This is a genomic window from Marinicauda sp. Alg238-R41, from assembly GCF_947331485.1.
Classification (GTDB): domain Bacteria; phylum Pseudomonadota; class Alphaproteobacteria; order Caulobacterales; family Maricaulaceae; genus Marinicauda; species Marinicauda pacifica.
On sequence record NZ_CAMZOJ010000002.1, the window covers coordinates 229,677 to 242,955 of the forward strand.

16 protein-coding genes are annotated in these 13,279 nt (G+C 65.6%); 10 read left to right on the forward strand and 6 right to left on the reverse strand.

Annotated features, from left to right (window positions below; all coding sequences use genetic code 11):
• The first annotated feature begins 3 nt into the window (after window positions 1–3).
• Both PGP17_RS09550 and PGP17_RS09555 read left to right on the forward strand, forming a co-directional pair.
• Window positions 4–492: a DUF3429 domain-containing protein gene (locus PGP17_RS09550; RefSeq protein ID WP_158291225.1), complete on the forward strand. Its 489-nt coding sequence runs from the start codon at window positions 4–6 to the stop codon at window positions 490–492.
• A 69-nt stretch (window positions 493–561) separates the two neighbouring features.
• Window positions 562–1,299: a hypothetical protein gene (locus PGP17_RS09555; RefSeq protein ID WP_270375160.1), complete on the forward strand. Its 738-nt coding sequence runs from the start codon at window positions 562–564 to the stop codon at window positions 1,297–1,299.
• Here PGP17_RS09555 and pdeM read toward each other — a convergent pair.
• The gene (gene pdeM / locus PGP17_RS09560) at window positions 1,296–1,988 is read right to left on the reverse strand and encodes a ligase-associated DNA damage response endonuclease PdeM (protein ID WP_270375161.1); all 693 of its coding nucleotides are present in this window, start codon (window positions 1,986–1,988) and stop codon (window positions 1,296–1,298) included. The genes PGP17_RS09555 and pdeM overlap by 4 nt on opposite strands.
• A 296-nt stretch (window positions 1,989–2,284) precedes the next feature.
• On the opposite strand from pdeM, the gene PGP17_RS09565 reads away from it, so the two are divergent.
• Both PGP17_RS09565 and PGP17_RS09570 read left to right on the forward strand, forming a co-directional pair.
• Window positions 2,285–2,602, forward strand: a complete 318-nt coding sequence (locus PGP17_RS09565) for an aspartate decarboxylase (RefSeq protein ID WP_270375162.1) — start codon at window positions 2,285–2,287, stop codon at window positions 2,600–2,602.
• A gap of 670 nt (window positions 2,603–3,272) precedes the next feature.
• Window positions 3,273–4,136, forward strand: a complete 864-nt coding sequence (locus tag PGP17_RS09570) for a TIGR01459 family HAD-type hydrolase (RefSeq protein WP_270375163.1) — start codon at window positions 3,273–3,275, stop codon at window positions 4,134–4,136.
• A gap of 23 nt (window positions 4,137–4,159) precedes the next feature.
• Here the strand turns inward: PGP17_RS09570 and PGP17_RS09575 are convergent, their stop codons facing one another.
• From PGP17_RS09575 to PGP17_RS09585, 3 genes are all read right to left on the reverse strand, one after another.
• Window positions 4,160–4,456 carry a hypothetical protein gene (locus PGP17_RS09575; RefSeq protein WP_270375164.1) on the reverse strand — a complete coding sequence of 99 codons (297 nt, stop codon included), beginning with the start codon at window positions 4,454–4,456 and terminating at the stop codon, window positions 4,160–4,162.
• Window positions 4,457–4,657: 201 nt separating this feature from the next.
• Window positions 4,658–5,329 carry a protein phosphatase CheZ gene (locus PGP17_RS09580; RefSeq protein WP_270375165.1) on the reverse strand — a complete coding sequence of 224 codons (672 nt, stop codon included), beginning with the start codon at window positions 5,327–5,329 and terminating at the stop codon, window positions 4,658–4,660.
• Between the two features lie 45 nt (window positions 5,330–5,374).
• Window positions 5,375–5,761 (reverse strand): response regulator, encoded by a 387-nt coding sequence (locus tag PGP17_RS09585; protein WP_135944285.1) that lies wholly within the window; start codon window positions 5,759–5,761, stop codon window positions 5,375–5,377.
• Window positions 5,762–5,896: 135 nt separating this feature from the next.
• Between PGP17_RS09585 and PGP17_RS09590 the strand changes: the two genes are divergently transcribed.
• The 6 genes from PGP17_RS09590 (at window position 5,897) to PGP17_RS09615 (ending at window position 11,720) form a co-directional block, all read left to right on the forward strand.
• Entirely contained in the window at window positions 5,897–6,346 is a 450-nt protein-coding gene (locus tag PGP17_RS09590) for a MaoC family dehydratase (protein ID WP_135944283.1), read from the forward strand.
• A gap of 37 nt (window positions 6,347–6,383) precedes the next feature.
• On the forward strand, window positions 6,384–7,316 hold the full coding sequence (locus PGP17_RS09595) for a bifunctional riboflavin kinase/FAD synthetase (protein WP_270375166.1): 933 nt from the start codon (window positions 6,384–6,386) through the stop codon (window positions 7,314–7,316).
• 40 nt (window positions 7,317–7,356) lie between these two features.
• Complete coding sequence (gene lspA, locus PGP17_RS09600; RefSeq protein WP_270375167.1) at window positions 7,357–7,887, forward strand: signal peptidase II; 531 nt, start codon at window positions 7,357–7,359, stop codon at window positions 7,885–7,887.
• 81 nt (window positions 7,888–7,968) lie between these two features.
• Window positions 7,969–8,529, forward strand: a complete 561-nt coding sequence (locus PGP17_RS09605; RefSeq protein ID WP_233342054.1) for a DUF3035 domain-containing protein — start codon at window positions 7,969–7,971, stop codon at window positions 8,527–8,529.
• 120 nt (window positions 8,530–8,649) lie between these two features.
• Complete coding sequence (mutL, locus tag PGP17_RS09610) at window positions 8,650–10,551, forward strand: DNA mismatch repair endonuclease MutL (RefSeq protein ID WP_270375168.1); 1,902 nt, start codon at window positions 8,650–8,652, stop codon at window positions 10,549–10,551.
• 107 nt (window positions 10,552–10,658) lie between these two features.
• The gene (locus PGP17_RS09615; protein ID WP_270375169.1) at window positions 10,659–11,720 is read left to right on the forward strand and encodes a nitrate- and nitrite sensing domain-containing protein; all 1,062 of its coding nucleotides are present in this window, start codon (window positions 10,659–10,661) and stop codon (window positions 11,718–11,720) included.
• Window positions 11,721–11,747: 27 nt separating this feature from the next.
• On the opposite strand, the gene rsmD is transcribed toward PGP17_RS09615, so the two are convergent.
• Window positions 11,748–12,320: a 16S rRNA (guanine(966)-N(2))-methyltransferase RsmD gene (gene rsmD, locus PGP17_RS09620; RefSeq protein WP_270375170.1), complete on the reverse strand. Its 573-nt coding sequence runs from the start codon at window positions 12,318–12,320 to the stop codon at window positions 11,748–11,750.
• Window positions 12,295–13,263, reverse strand: a complete 969-nt coding sequence (locus PGP17_RS09625; RefSeq protein ID WP_270375171.1) for a pseudouridine synthase — start codon at window positions 13,261–13,263, stop codon at window positions 12,295–12,297. Before PGP17_RS09625 ends, rsmD begins: the two co-directional genes overlap by 26 nt.
• Between the last annotated feature and the right edge of the window lie 16 nt (window positions 13,264–13,279).

The window sequence follows — 13,279 nt, forward strand, 5'->3', positions numbered from 1 at the left end:
ATCATGTCCACGCTCAAAGACGCTCCCGCCTCCGCCATCATTCTCGGGTTTGGTGGACTTATCCCGTTCGTGGGCGGCGCCATCGCTCTGGCGCTCGGCGGACCGCTCGCCCTGCAGGCGGCCGTCGGGTTGCCGGTCTACGCGGCGGTCATCCTGTCCTTCCTGGCCGGGTCCCGTTGGGGCGGAGAGCTGGTCCTGCACGGCGACGACCCGCGTCCCGGTATCCTCATCCTTGCCATTGCATTGTCGCTTTCCGGCTGGCTGGCCGTGATCATCCAGGTCTGGAACGGTCCGAACCTGCCGTTCAATGGAGAGCTGGCTGGGTGGGTTCTCCTGATGGCGGGCTTTCTGGTTCAGTATCTCTGGGACCGAAGCGCGATCCGCGGTGCCACCTTCCCGGGATGGTATGATCCCCTGCGCCTTATCCTCACCGTGGGCGCGGTGCTCAGCCTGTTCGCGGCGGCGTGGATCCGGACCGGGTTCGCTTTCTAGGTCGAGTCTTCTTGCAGTATTTCTCGTGACAGGTGAATAATGTCCTCGGTTGCTACCGGGGGATATTCGATGAGCCTGCGTGCCGCTTGGGCCTGCGTTGGCCTGCTCGCTACGGCCTGCACGACGCCGCACTACGATTACCGGCCGGCGCAGGAGGCGTTCAGCCATCCCCCGCTGGGCGAGAGGGTGACGGTGGCTGTCGGCGAGCCCATGCTGGCCCAGGGCAATATCGTCCAGCTTGCGGGCATCGACTTGCCGGGGCGTGTCAGCATTTCCGGCTATACGCTGCATGGCGGCTTCTACCCGCAAACCGGTAGCGATGAGGAAGGGCGCACCTTCCACCGGTTTGGCGATGAGCCAGGCGACGGCGCGGCTGCAATCGGGGCGCTCACGAAGAATTTCATCGTCGACCCGGCCGCCTCCATCCGCGCTTCGCAAGACGGTCAGCTGTGTGTCGTCACGATCTTGAACGTGTCGGCCTGCCAGTATCCGCAGTTCAGCTATACCAGCCGGGCAATCGCCCATGAACGAGCCTTCCAGCAGACGCTGATCTATTCCGGGCGCAGCGGATCCGACATCCACATGGCCTATCGCGAGTTTGACGGCGACATCGCCCGGCCCGCGTTCGCCAATGCCGCCCGCTACGATCTGACCGCGTCGCGCGAGATCGGCTATCGCGGTGCGCTGATCGAGGTCATCGAGGCGGACAATCTCCAGATCACTTACAGAGTGATCCGCAATTTCAACACGCGCGAGGCCAGCCCGGGCATGCCGATCCGAACCGCGTCGGCCGATCGGCCCGGCTAGTCTGGCAGGCAGCGGCGGGCGGATACGCGCACCACCTTGCTTCGGCCCAGCACCCAGGCGTCGGGCGGTGTCGTGAAGCACGGCGCGTAAGCTGCATCGCGCAGGTTCAGCCCGCCCGTATAGGCGCCGAAGGCCGGCAGGATGAGCCGCGACCCGTCGCTGAGAAAGCAGCGCGCGCGCACTGATCCGGCACGGCCGCGCACCTTGGCACACGGATGGAGATGGCCCGCGACCTCGCCCGGCCGCTCGCCCGGCAACGGGTCATGGCGCAGGGTGAGAGCCCCGAGTGTCATCTGCCTCGTGACCTGCCCGCCGAAGCGCGGCGGCGGGGCCGGATCGTGATTGCCCTCGATCCAGACCCACGCGTCGACGCTGGCGACCAGGGCCGTCAGCACCTCCGCGTCCGAGGCGTGGATGCGTTGGCCGGCCTGGCTGTCATGGAAGCTGTCGCCCAGCGCGATCACCTGGCGGGGCCGGTAGCGGGCGATGGCGGCCGCGAGCCGGGACAGCGTGGCCCGTGTGTCATAGGGCGGCAGGAACACGCCCTTCGAGGCGAGCGCGGAGCCCTTCTCAAAATGCAGATCGGCTACCAGCAGGCTGGCGCTCTCCGGCTCGAACGCCACGCCGGAGAGGTCGGCGACGAGTTCCACGCCGTTCACGCTGATCCTTCCGGCCTGCGAGGCGCTCATGGCAAGCTCGTCCTCGCGGGAGGGATGAGCCGGTCTGGCGGGGCGGGCGGGGAAGAGCGCGAACGGGGACATGAGTGGAACAAAACGGGATTTCCTCCTCCCGGGCAAGGCCGGTCTTCAGGCCGGCGGCACGACGCGGTTCCGCCATTCAGCAGGCACGAGCGTTTCGGCGCTTCACCTCGGGGGCCTTGCGTGTCAGGACGACGCACATCGACGCCGGGACAAGTCCGGGGGCAACTGGCTAGAGTGCCCTCCGGTCCTTTGATGATTCGCCCTGCCAAGAAGAGGAGACGCCCATGTCCGGCGACCAGTCCCATTCCGGCCCGCCGCTCGGGTCGAAAGCCAATCCCTCCAAGTATGACTGCCTGCCCGACCTCGCCGGGGACGAGCCCTATTTCGTCATTCGCGCCCACGATCCGCTCAGCGATTCCCTGGTCGAACTGCACGCCTATATCGGCGCAGGTCAGTCGGGCGCGGCGCACAACAAGCTCGCCGAGATCATGGCGCTGACCAGTGCCCGGCCTCCGCGCCCCTCGGACAGCCCCAAATACCGGGAAACCTTCGCCATTTCCCAGTCCATGGAGCGCTGGCGCGAATCCAAGAACGGACTCTGATCCGGTCCGGAAAATTGCCCCGGGTGAGAATTTTCTCACCTAGGAGCGCCGCAACCGCCTCCTACTACCACGACTATCACGTCTGTGAGGCGCGCCCGGGTGTGAGCGATGAGTCGTGCAGGCAGCAATGTAAGTGTGAGGACGCCACCCGGTGAAAGATTTCACGGGGCCGATGTCCGTCCGGAAAGGTCGAGTCGGTCTGGAAAGAGCGGGCGGCCGGCCGGGCCTGTTTGAACTGACGCGCGCGGCGCCCGGGGAGGGGAGGCGGGTGCGTCTTTGCGGGCCCGGCCGGGCCCAGTCCGTATCGGTGCGGCGCAGGGGAACACCGCGTGCCACGCCGTTGGGGGGTGCGCCAGATTGGGGGGACGGCGCCGGTGTGACACCAGAGAAACGTACAACCCCCGGCTTCAGGTTCCCAGAAAAATCGTCGCCGCCAAAAAAATTTTAACTGGCGCAAAGAAGACAGCAGACAGCCCCTGGCCGCTCCGAAAGCGGCAACCAAGGACGAGCGCATGGCCTCATCCGGTCGTCAGTGCGGCCTGGCTCCAGTATTTCGGCAACTGCAACCTTGATGGACGGTGCGCGGTTGGCTGCTTGAAGTCCACGTCAAACCGGGCAGGCTGGCGCTTATGGAGGCCGGCCGGCCCAAGCCAAGAGAAAGTCCCTGTCCATGAGCGACGCTGTCCGCCTGAGCGATATCGCGGCCGATTACGACGCCATTCTCTGCGATGTCTGGGGTGTAATCCGGGACGGACGCAGCCTGGTCGATCCGGCCCTGGAGGCCCTGGCCCGGTTCAAGGCGGCAGGCGGACAGGTGGTGCTGGTCTCCAATTCCCCGCGCCGGTCGGGCTCGCTTTTGAATTTTCTGGATGAAATGGGCGGCTTCGGGCCGCAGCGTCCGCGCCCGTTCGACGATGCGGTGACGAGCGGGGATGCGACCCACGCCCTGCTGGCCGCACGCGCTCCCGGCCCCGCCTTCAAGCTGGGTCCCGACTGGGACGATGCGCTGTATGAGGGCACGGGCCTGGAATTTGCACCTCTGGAGGAGGCCGCCTTCATCTCGTGTACCGGCCTGTTCGACTACGAAACCGAGACGGTGGACGATTACACCGATCTGTTGCGCGAGGCGCAGCTTCGCCGCCTGCCCATGGTGTGCGCCAACCCGGACATTGTGGTTCAGGTGGGCGACCGCCTTCTGCCCTGCGCCGGCGCGCTTGCCGAGGCCTATGAGGCCATGGGCGGGGAAACCCATTTTGCCGGCAAGCCTCACCCGCCTATCTACGATCTCGCCTATCAGCGCCTGGCCGAGCTGAATGGCGGCCAGCCGGTCGACAAGACCCGGCTTCTGGCGATCGGCGACGGGCCGCAAACCGATATCTCCGGCGCGCAGCAGGAAGGCATCGACGCCTTCTTCATCGCCGGAGGGATACTCGGCGAGCGATTTTCAGGTGCGTTCGATCCGGCCGCAGCCGATAGCGTCCTGGCCGAGGACCAGGTCGCCGCGCGCTACAGTGCAGCGGCGCTGGTCTGGTAGCCAGGTCTGCGCGAAGCGAACCGCTAGACCAGCGCGCCCCGGGCGCGTGCAGCCGCCAGGCCGAGCGCATGGCGCGCGAGCGAGAAGCCGCCAGCCAGGGTGACCACGAGGCAGACCGCCTCCAGGCTGAAGAGCGTGGCGGCGGGCAGGCGGGCCATGGAGGCCAGCGACCAGATCAGGGCCGCGGCAACCGATTCCAGGGTGATGGCCACGAAGCCGGCACCGAAGACGGCGCAGGCGATGGCGTGAAGGCCGAGGCGCGAAGGGGAAGGCGCCGGGGCGGCCGCCGGGGAAGTTCCGGCGGCGATCGGGTCGATCATGTGTGTAACGTCCAGAAAATGAACACGCGCGCCCTCACGTCCCGGACCCGAGGCGTGCCGCACTGATATAGAATTGGCGCGTCTTTCACCCCTTGAAAAGAGGGGGTGTGTGCAAATTCTTCCGGCCGTCAAAAAACCCCGCGAAGCGTCAATCTTCGCGGGGCTTATCGGGTCTGATCGCGCTGTGAGGACGTAACGAGCCTAGTCGAACAGCGCGTCGATATCGTCCTGGCCGAGATCCATGATGTTATCGACTTCGTTCTGCTTCTTCTCCGGGCCGCCAATGGCCGGACCGTTCAGGTGAAGCTCGCGCTTGCGCTCGGCCTCGGTCTTTTCATCCTCGTCCGCGTCGGCGTCGTGCACGCCCATCGACTGGGCAAAGCGGGTAACGCGCTTTTCGACGTGCTTGAGCGAGGTGACGACCTTCGAGACCCGCTGACCGGCGAGATCCTGGAAGGAGCAGGCCTCGATGATGGTCATCATCGCGGCGTCGACGCGCTCCTTGTAGGCGGCCGGATCGGCCTCGGCATCCAGACCGAGGATGGTTTCAGCCTCGCTCATGATGGTTTCGGTCGCCTTTTCGGTATCGGTGACCACCGCTTCCAGCTCGGCCCCGGCGACAGGAATACGTTGTTCCTTGATGTCGTTCGGGCGCAGCTTGGAGATCTCCTCGCGGGTGCGGGAGATGTAGGTGGCGATATAGCTGAATTCCTGATGGATCGATCGGTCGAGCGATCCGAAGAATAGCTGCATCGTGCTGGTGAGCTGCTGGGCCAGTTCCAGGACATCCATGACCTGGGCGTCCTTGAAGTCACTGGCCTTTATCGACTGCAGCGACTCGCGCACTCGCGCGGCGACTTCTGCGGCGGGCATGAGACCCTCCTTATGAATTGCGGTCCGTCGAGGGATCGCTGGGCTTTAGAAGTCACCCAGTACGGCGGCCATCTTGGCCTTCAACGTGCCGGCATTGAACGGTTTCACGATGTAGTTGTTCACACCGGCCTTCTTCGCAGCGACCACGTTCTCCGTCTTGGATTCTGCGGTCACCATGATGAACGGCGTGTTCTTCGTGGAATCGTCACTGCGCACGCGCTGGAGAAGCTCGTAACCGGTCATCGGCTCCATGTTCCAGTCAGAGATGACCAGACCATATTTCTGCTTCTTCATTTTCTCGAACGCCTCGGTGCCGTCGGCAGCCTCGTCCACGTTCTCAAACCCGATCTGTTTCAGAAGATTCCGGATGATCCGGATCATCGTCTTGTAGTCATCAACTACCAGGATCGGCATCGACATTTCGACAGCCATACCCCAACCTCCGTCCTGTTTCACCAAGGTCCCGAGCCGTGGCCGATCCGGCGTTGCCCGTTCTCTGGGTGTGAAAGCTAGACAAGTGCGGTCAAAATTCGGTTAAACACGCTGCACGTGAAGAAAGGCAGGCGAATGAGCGAGAATCAGGGCTTCGGAATCAATGAGCTGGAGGTAGGCCAGTCCGCCGAGATCGAGCGGCAGGTCGACGATAACCTCATTGCAAAATTCGCCGAAGTGTCTGGCGACTTCAATCCGTTGCACATGGACGAGGCCTTCGCCGCGAAGACTCCGTTCCGTGGCCGGATCGCCCATGGTGCGCTGGTGGCGTCCTTCGTTTCGTGCGTGCTGGGCAATGAATTGCCCGGACCGGGCGCGATCTTCCAGAGCATGAAGATCCGATTCCAGAAGCCGGTCCGCCCTGGCGACACGGTCTATACCCGCGCCACGGTGGCCGGGATCGATATCCGCTCGCGTCTTGTGAAGATGGTTTGCGAATGCAGGGTCAATGGCGAAGTCGTGATGGAGGCCGATGCCGAAGTCATGGTGCGCAAGCGCCGCAAGTCCAGCGACGCGGACGCGTAAGCGTGACCGCCGCTCCCCTCTGCACACGACGTCTGCCATGACCCGCGCCGTTGAGGGCTATCGCGCGCTTGCGTCCTCCGACAAGGGCGGTGTCGCGGCGCTGGGCAATTTCGACGGTGTGCACCGCGGGCACCTCTCGGTGCTCGAGACGGCCGCGGACCTGGCCCGGTCGCTCGGCTGCGAGGTGGTGGCCGCAGTCTTCAAGCCCCATCCGCGGCGCTATTTCAAGCCGGATACCGACCCTTTCCGCCTGATGAGCGACGGCCAGCGTGTGCGTGCGCTGGGCAAGCACGGCGCGGTACGTGTTCATCACATTCCGTTCGGACCGGAGCTGGCGGCCATGACTCCGGACATGTTCGCACGCGACGTTCTGGCCGAGGGCCTCGGCCTGAAGGGCGTGGTCACCGGGGCTGATTTCCGGTTCGGCCATGACCGTGCCGGCGATGCGGCGATGCTGGGCGAGCTTGGCGAGCGCTACGGCTTCACGGCACGCACGGCAGACGAGATCGACGATGGCGGCGAGAAGATTTCCTCGACCGCCGTGCGCGAGGCCATCCAGGCCGGCGACGTGACGCGCGCCCGCTTGCTGATGGACCGGCCCTTCATCGTGGAGGGTGTGGTCCGCCGCGGCGATCAGCGCGGCCGTGTGCTGGGCTTTCCCACGGCCAATATCGCCTTCGAGGATTACGTGCGTCCGCTGCCCGGCGTCTATGCCGTGCGCGCGCGATTGCCCGGCGAGACGCAATGGCGCGCCGGTGTCGCCAATGCGGGTAAACGCCCGACGGTGGGGGGCACGGACGAGCGCCTGGAGGTCAATATCTTCGACTTCGAGGGCGATCTCTACGGGCTCGAGCTCGAAGTCGCGCTGGAAGCGTTCATCCGCGCGGAGAAGCGCTTTGACGGGCTCGATGCGCTGAAGGCGCAGATCGGCGCGGATTGCGAAACGGCTCGGCAGATATTGAACGGCTAGACCGCTGGCGCGGGATTGTGTTTTTGAAGAAGGGATGGCCATGAGCAAGATGTTTGGACGCCGCCGGGGCCGTGCGCGCCTGGCCGCAGCCGGGTTTTTCGTCGCCGGCCTGGTGCTGGCGCTCGACCAGTTCACCAAGCACATCATTCTGCGCGTCGTCGACCTGGATGCCGGAGGGCCGGGCAGTCAGATCCGCGTGCTCGATCCGGTGTTCAATCTGACCATGGTGTGGAATCGCGGGGTCAGCTTCGGCCTGCTGGCTGCCGACAGCCTGTGGCAGCGCCTTCTGCTCGCCGGGTTCTCGCTGCTGATCGCCGGTGTGCTGACGGCGTGGCTGACCAAGGCCGAGCGCTGGCTTCAGGCGGTCGCTTTCGGCCTGGTCATCGGCGGGGCGATCGGCAATGTGATCGACCGGCTCGTCTATGGGGCCGTGGCCGATTTCCTGGACTTTTCCGGCCTGTATTTTCCCTATGTCTTCAACGTGGCCGACGCCGGCATCTCGATCGGGGTCGCGCTTATCGTGCTGGACCTGCTGCTCGATAACGGACGGCCACAATCGCGCCCGCTCTGAAAAGCGCGGCAGAATGTCGTGAAGGCTGGTCTTCGAGGGCCCGGCTCTGTTAAACAGTCCCTATCGTTTTGACATTGACCCATGAGCGAGCCCGATTTCATGCGCACACGCCTCATCCTGACTGCTGTTGCAGCCCTTCTGGCGACCAGCGCCTGTTCCTCCGGCGTGCGTCAGGCGCTTGGTGCGGAAAAGGCGACCCCGGACGAGTTCCGCGTGGTCACGATCGCGCCGCTCTCGGTTCCGCCCGAGTATAATCTGCGTCCGCCGGAGCCGGGCGGCCTGCGTCCCGAAGACATTTATACCGACCAGCAGGCGCGCCGCGCCCTGTTCGGCGACATGGATGCCACCAACGCGTCGGACGCGGAAATCCTGCTGGCCGCCCGCGCCGGTGCGGGTAACGCGAACCCGAATGTGCGTGCGCTGATCGATGGCGAGACCGCGCAGGTGGTCCGCAAGGAAACCAGCTTTGCCGACCGGATCCTGTTCTGGCGCGACGGAGACGGGCAGGTCGTGGGCAACCAGGCGCGGCCCGAACCCATCGATCCGCAGGCCGAGCAGGAGCGCATCCTGAGCGCGACCGGTGGCGGCGATGTGGTCATCGGCCGGCCCGAAACGGTGCGCAGCAAGCTGCCCGGTCTCTAGGCGAGGCCTCACGGCGCTGAGCTTTTTGAACCCCGGCCGGCTGCGGCCGGGGTTTTCTATTCCGGTTTTACGGTGAGCGGGCATCTTGACCGACTCAGGCGCGCCCGCGACGCTTGCGCCATGCCCGCCATTCGCCGCCTCAGTCCGGAAACCATCAATCGCATTGCCGCCGGCGAGGTGGTGGAACGCCCTGCGTCCGCCATCAAGGAGCTGGTCGAGAACGCGATTGATGCCGGCGCGCGCCGCATCGATGTCAGCGTGGAAAGCGGGGGACTGACCCGGCTGATCGTGGAAGATGACGGGTCGGGCATGGATGCCGACATGCTGGCACTCGCGGTAGAGCGTCATGCCACGTCCAAGCTACCGGTGTCGGAGGCGGGCGACGATCTGCTGAATATCGAGACGATGGGATTTCGCGGCGAAGCGCTGCCCTCGATCGGTTCGGTCGCCCGGATGGAGATCTGCACCCAGAGCGCGGAAATCGGCGAGGCGTGGTCGCTGAGCGTGGAGGGCGGCCGGACAGGAGAGCCGCGTCCGGCCCCGCCGCTGGGACGGCGCGGAACACGGGTGGAGGTGCGCGATCTGTTCTACGCCACGCCGGCGCGGCTGAAATTTCTCAAATCGGAGCGCGCCGAGACGACGGCGATCAACGACATTCTCAAGCGCCTTGCCCTGTCGCGGGCCGATATCGGCTTCTTCCTGAACTCGGACGGACGCTCGAGGCTCTCGCTTCCGGCCGAGACCGCGTCCGATCCGGCGGCGGCGCGCCGCGCCCGCCTGTCGGGCCTGCTGGGCCGGGATTTCGGCGAGAACGCGCTGGCCATCGATCAGGAACGCGAGGGCGTGAGCGTATCGGGGTGGGCGAGCCTGCCCACCTATAATCGCGGCTCGAACCAGTTCCAGTTCCTGTTCGTCAATGGCCGCCCGGTGCGCGACAAGCTGCTGGTCGGGGCCGTGCGCGGCGCCTACCAGGATTTTCTGGCGCGCGACCGGCACCCGGTCGTGGCGCTTTATGTCGACCTGCCCACCGACGAAGTGGACGTCAATGTCCATCCGGCCAAGGCAGAGGTGCGGTTTCGCGATGCCGGCCTGGTGCGCGGTCTGATCGTCGGCGCTCTGCGCCATGCGCTGGCCGGGGCGGGCCATCGCGCCTCAACCACGGTGGCCGGCTATGCGCTGGGCAAGGTGCAGCCGCAATCTTCTCCATCCGCCGGACTGTGGAGCGGGTCGCGCAGCTGGGCGGGAGCGTCCGTCTCGCCGGGATACGAGCGCAGCCTGCAGCCGGATGGCGCAGGCGATGTGGCCTACCCGGTTCGTGAGGACCAGGCCTCCGGATTCGGCGTCTCGGCGCGGGTCGAACCCGATTATCTCGCCGAGCCTGCCGGCCCGTCCGCCACACCGGGTGAAGAGTTCGGTGGCGAGACCGGCCAGCCGGGAGCCGACTGGCCGCTCGGCGTGGCGCGCGCGCAGCTTCACGCGACCTATGTCGTGGCCCAGACCGCGGACGGGATCGTCATCGTCGATCAGCACGCCGCGCATGAGCGGCTGGTTTATGAGCGCATGAAAGCCCAGTTGCGCGCGAGCGGCGTGGCACGCCAGTCGCTTCTGGTTCCCGAGATCGTCGAACTGGACGAGACCGAGGCGCGCCGCGTGCTGGACCGGGCTGAGGAGCTGGCCGAGCTGGGCCTGGTGATCGAACCTTTCGGGGCGGGCGCCATTGCCGTGCGCGAAACGCCCGCCTTGCTCAAGCGTCTCGACGTGCAGGGCCTGATCCGCGATCTGGCCGACGAGCTGGCCGAATACGACGAAGCCCTCTCGCTGAAGGAGAAGCTGGAAGAGGTCGTCGGCACGATGGCCTGCCATGGCTCTGTGCGCGCGGGACGCCGCCTGTCGGGCGAGGAGATGAATGCGCTGCTGCGCGAGATGGAAGCGACGCCCCATTCCGGACAATGCAATCACGGACGGCCCACCTACGTAGAGTTGAAACTGGCCGATATCGAACGGCTCTTCGGGCGCAGATAGCAGTCAAGGGCCGTGAATCGCAGCGATAATCGGAAAGCTTCATGCTCGTTTAACAAGATTTCTGTTGAATGCCTTCAACCATTCGCTGCACGGGTTGGGGGATATATATGGCAGCCTCGTCAGACAGTGACTTGCCGCACAAGCTGATCCTGGCGATCGGCCTGTTTCTGGTGCTGGTGGCCGTCGCGGTCACGGCACAGCGCGTGTCATCCCTCGACGCCCGGGTCGCGCAGGCGGACAAATCACTGGAACACTTCGCCTATGCGAACGTGATGCTCGACGATCTGGGCCGCGAGCGTACCGAAGCGATCTACCTTACCGCGCTGAAGGACAGCGCGCCGGATGAATACGAGAGCCGGGTCGAATCGACCAACTCGATCATGTCGGTTCTCAGCACTGCGGTTGCCGATGAAGAGTGGCGGCGCTCGCTGAGCGACGTCGGCCGGGAAAGTCTCAACAGGACGCGTCCGGCCGTGCTTGCGCTCGGGCCGCTTCGCGAGGATGTGCGCCGCGGAACCGCGTCTCCCGAGGCTGTCGCCACACGCTATACCGCTGTGATCGATTCCATGATTGCCGAGATGGGCGTTCTGATCCACGACCGGCTTGGCGAGACCACGTTCGGTGAAGCGTTTGTTGCGCTCGCCACGCTGGATGATCGCATCGGTCTGGAAAACGCGCTGGGTCAGGTCGCATTTGCTCAAGGCTGGCTACCCGAGCCGCTGCGCGCGGAATTCGAACGGGCGATCGAGACGCAACAGGTTCAGCGCACGCAGTATCACGCGAACACGGATGCGGCGGCGGCGAGCGCGCTCAATCTCGCCTTTCATCGAACGGGCACGGCCTCGCTCACCGCCATGCGCGACGCCGTCTGGGGATCCGGTGAAGAAGGTGCAGTCCTGGAGCGCTCCGAGATGATTGCCTGGTCGGAGTCGATGAGAGCGCGCCACAACGACCTATCGATGCTGCGCAGCCTGCGCTTGCGCGAGGAGACCGAGCTGTTCGAGGCTGCCACACGGGCTCGGATGCGATCGGCTCTTCTGCAGGGTGTCATTGCCAGCGTTCTGGTTCTGGTCCTGATGTCCGGTGCGCTCCTGGTGCTCAGACGCCAGACGCGTGCTGGCACTGCCAGCGAATCCGGTGCGGATGGCGGCCCCGCCGCCCTGGTCTAGAGATCAGCAAGCCGCGCCGGACGCGCCTCAGGCCACGACTGCGCTGGGCCTGAGAAAGATCACTCGCGCGGCGCCGTACTCGCCTTCGTCCAGCCGGTCCCAGCCTTCGACCTGGGGATCTTCCTTCTCACCGACCTCGAAAACCGCCAGCGCGTCCGGCCCGACCCAGCGCCCGGCTGTCAGCTCGATCAGCGCCGCTTCGCCCAGTCCCTTGCCATAGGGCGGATCGAGGAAGACCAGGTCGAAGACCGGCCCGACGCCCGCCGGCTTCGTGCCCAGCGAGGTCGCATCGCGCCGGTGGATGCGCGTATTGCCGAACATGGACAGCGCTTCGGCATTTTCCCGGATGGCGCCGCGGGCTGCGGCGTCGGTTTCCACGAAGAGGCAGAACTCCGCGCCTCGGCTCATCGCCTCGAAGCCGAGCGCGCCGGACCCTGCAAACAGGTCGATGACACGGCGTCCCTCCAGGCCGGCTGACCAGGGGGCGTGAGCCAGCTTGTTGAAGATCGCCTCACGGGCCCGGTCGGAGGTCGGCCGCGTAGTCCGCCCCTTCGGCGCGGCGATCTGGCGTCCCTTATGGGCGCCGGCGACGATTCGCATTCGCCTTGCCTCCTGCCGGTTTTCCAGAGGATGAGTCCGGGCCGCGCTCCGGCGCACCCGGGCGCTTTCCACCCGGTTTGCGGCCGGGCCCGCTTCCACCACCCGGGCGCTGCGGGCGCGGTTTGGCCTTGGCGGTCCCGGTCTTGACCGGTCCGGTGACGTGGCCGGAGCCGGCCGGATAGCCGTCCGTGTCCAGCGGGTAGAGCTTGCCCAGCTGGTCGCGCAGAACCGAGAGTTTGACCTCCTCGGTCTCGCCCTTTGCCAGCGCGCCGAGCTGGAACGGTCCGTAGGCCACGCGCATCAGCCGGTTGACCTGCAGGCCCAGCGCGTTGAGCACCTTGCGCACCTCGCGGTTCTTGCCCTCGCGCAGGCCCACCGTGAGCCAGATATTCGCGCCCGTGCGCCGGTCCACGCTGGCCTCGATCGGACCATAGGTGACGCCCTCGACGGTGATGCCGTCTTTGAGCTTCTCAAGCTGGCTGTCCTTCACATCGCCATAGGCCCGCACCCGGTAGCGGCGGCTCCAGGCCGTTGCGGGCAGCTCCAGTATCCGCGCCAGCTCGCCATCGTTGGTGAGCAGCAGGAGGCCTTCCGAGTTCAGATCGAGACGCCCGATCGAGATCACCCGGCCCATCGATTTGGGCAGGTGTTCGAAGACCGTCTCGCGCCCTTCCGGATCCTTGTGCGTGGTCAACCGGCCTTCCGGCTTGTGGTGACGCCAGAGCCGTGTCTCCGGTTTCGCCCCGACCGGTTCGCCGTCCAGCGTGATGTCGTCGGCGGCGGTGACCTTGAAGGCCGGGGTGGTCAGCACCTTGCCGTTGACCGCGATGCGGCCCGCCTCGATCAGCTTTTCTGCCTCGCGTCTCGAGGCGATCCCGGCGTGAGCGAGATATTTGGCAATGCGTTCGCCGGTGGCTTTGGCGCCATCGTCTTGATCGGTCATGCTTGAGGTATTTCCG

Bases quoted from the DNA above. Each gene is read 5' to 3' on its own strand.
- PGP17_RS09550 (WP_158291225.1), top strand. From the start codon at position 4: ATGTCCACGCTCAAAGACGCTCCCGCCTCCGCCATCATTCTCGGGTTT.
- PGP17_RS09555 (WP_270375160.1), top strand. From the start codon at position 562: ATGAGCCTGCGTGCCGCTTGGGCCTGCGTTGGCCTGCTCGCTACGGCC.
- pdeM (WP_270375161.1), bottom strand. From the start codon at position 1,988: ATGAGCGCCTCGCAGGCCGGAAGGATCAGCGTGAACGGCGTGGAACTC.
- PGP17_RS09565 (WP_270375162.1), top strand. From the start codon at position 2,285: ATGTCCGGCGACCAGTCCCATTCCGGCCCGCCGCTCGGGTCGAAAGCC.
- PGP17_RS09570 (WP_270375163.1), top strand. From the start codon at position 3,273: ATGAGCGACGCTGTCCGCCTGAGCGATATCGCGGCCGATTACGACGCC.
- PGP17_RS09575 (WP_270375164.1), bottom strand. From the start codon at position 4,456: ATGATCGACCCGATCGCCGCCGGAACTTCCCCGGCGGCCGCCCCGGCG.
- PGP17_RS09580 (WP_270375165.1), bottom strand. From the start codon at position 5,329: ATGCCCGCCGCAGAAGTCGCCGCGCGAGTGCGCGAGTCGCTGCAGTCG.
- PGP17_RS09585 (WP_135944285.1), bottom strand. From the start codon at position 5,761: ATGGCTGTCGAAATGTCGATGCCGATCCTGGTAGTTGATGACTACAAG.
- PGP17_RS09590 (WP_135944283.1), top strand. From the start codon at position 5,897: ATGAGCGAGAATCAGGGCTTCGGAATCAATGAGCTGGAGGTAGGCCAG.
- PGP17_RS09595 (WP_270375166.1), top strand. From the start codon at position 6,384: ATGACCCGCGCCGTTGAGGGCTATCGCGCGCTTGCGTCCTCCGACAAG.
- lspA (WP_270375167.1), top strand. From the start codon at position 7,357: ATGAGCAAGATGTTTGGACGCCGCCGGGGCCGTGCGCGCCTGGCCGCA.
- PGP17_RS09605 (WP_233342054.1), top strand. From the start codon at position 7,969: ATGAGCGAGCCCGATTTCATGCGCACACGCCTCATCCTGACTGCTGTT.
- mutL (WP_270375168.1), top strand. From the start codon at position 8,650: ATGCCCGCCATTCGCCGCCTCAGTCCGGAAACCATCAATCGCATTGCC.
- PGP17_RS09615 (WP_270375169.1), top strand. From the start codon at position 10,659: ATGGCAGCCTCGTCAGACAGTGACTTGCCGCACAAGCTGATCCTGGCG.
- rsmD (WP_270375170.1), bottom strand. From the start codon at position 12,320: ATGCGAATCGTCGCCGGCGCCCATAAGGGACGCCAGATCGCCGCGCCG.
- PGP17_RS09625 (WP_270375171.1), bottom strand. From the start codon at position 13,263: ATGACCGATCAAGACGATGGCGCCAAAGCCACCGGCGAACGCATTGCC.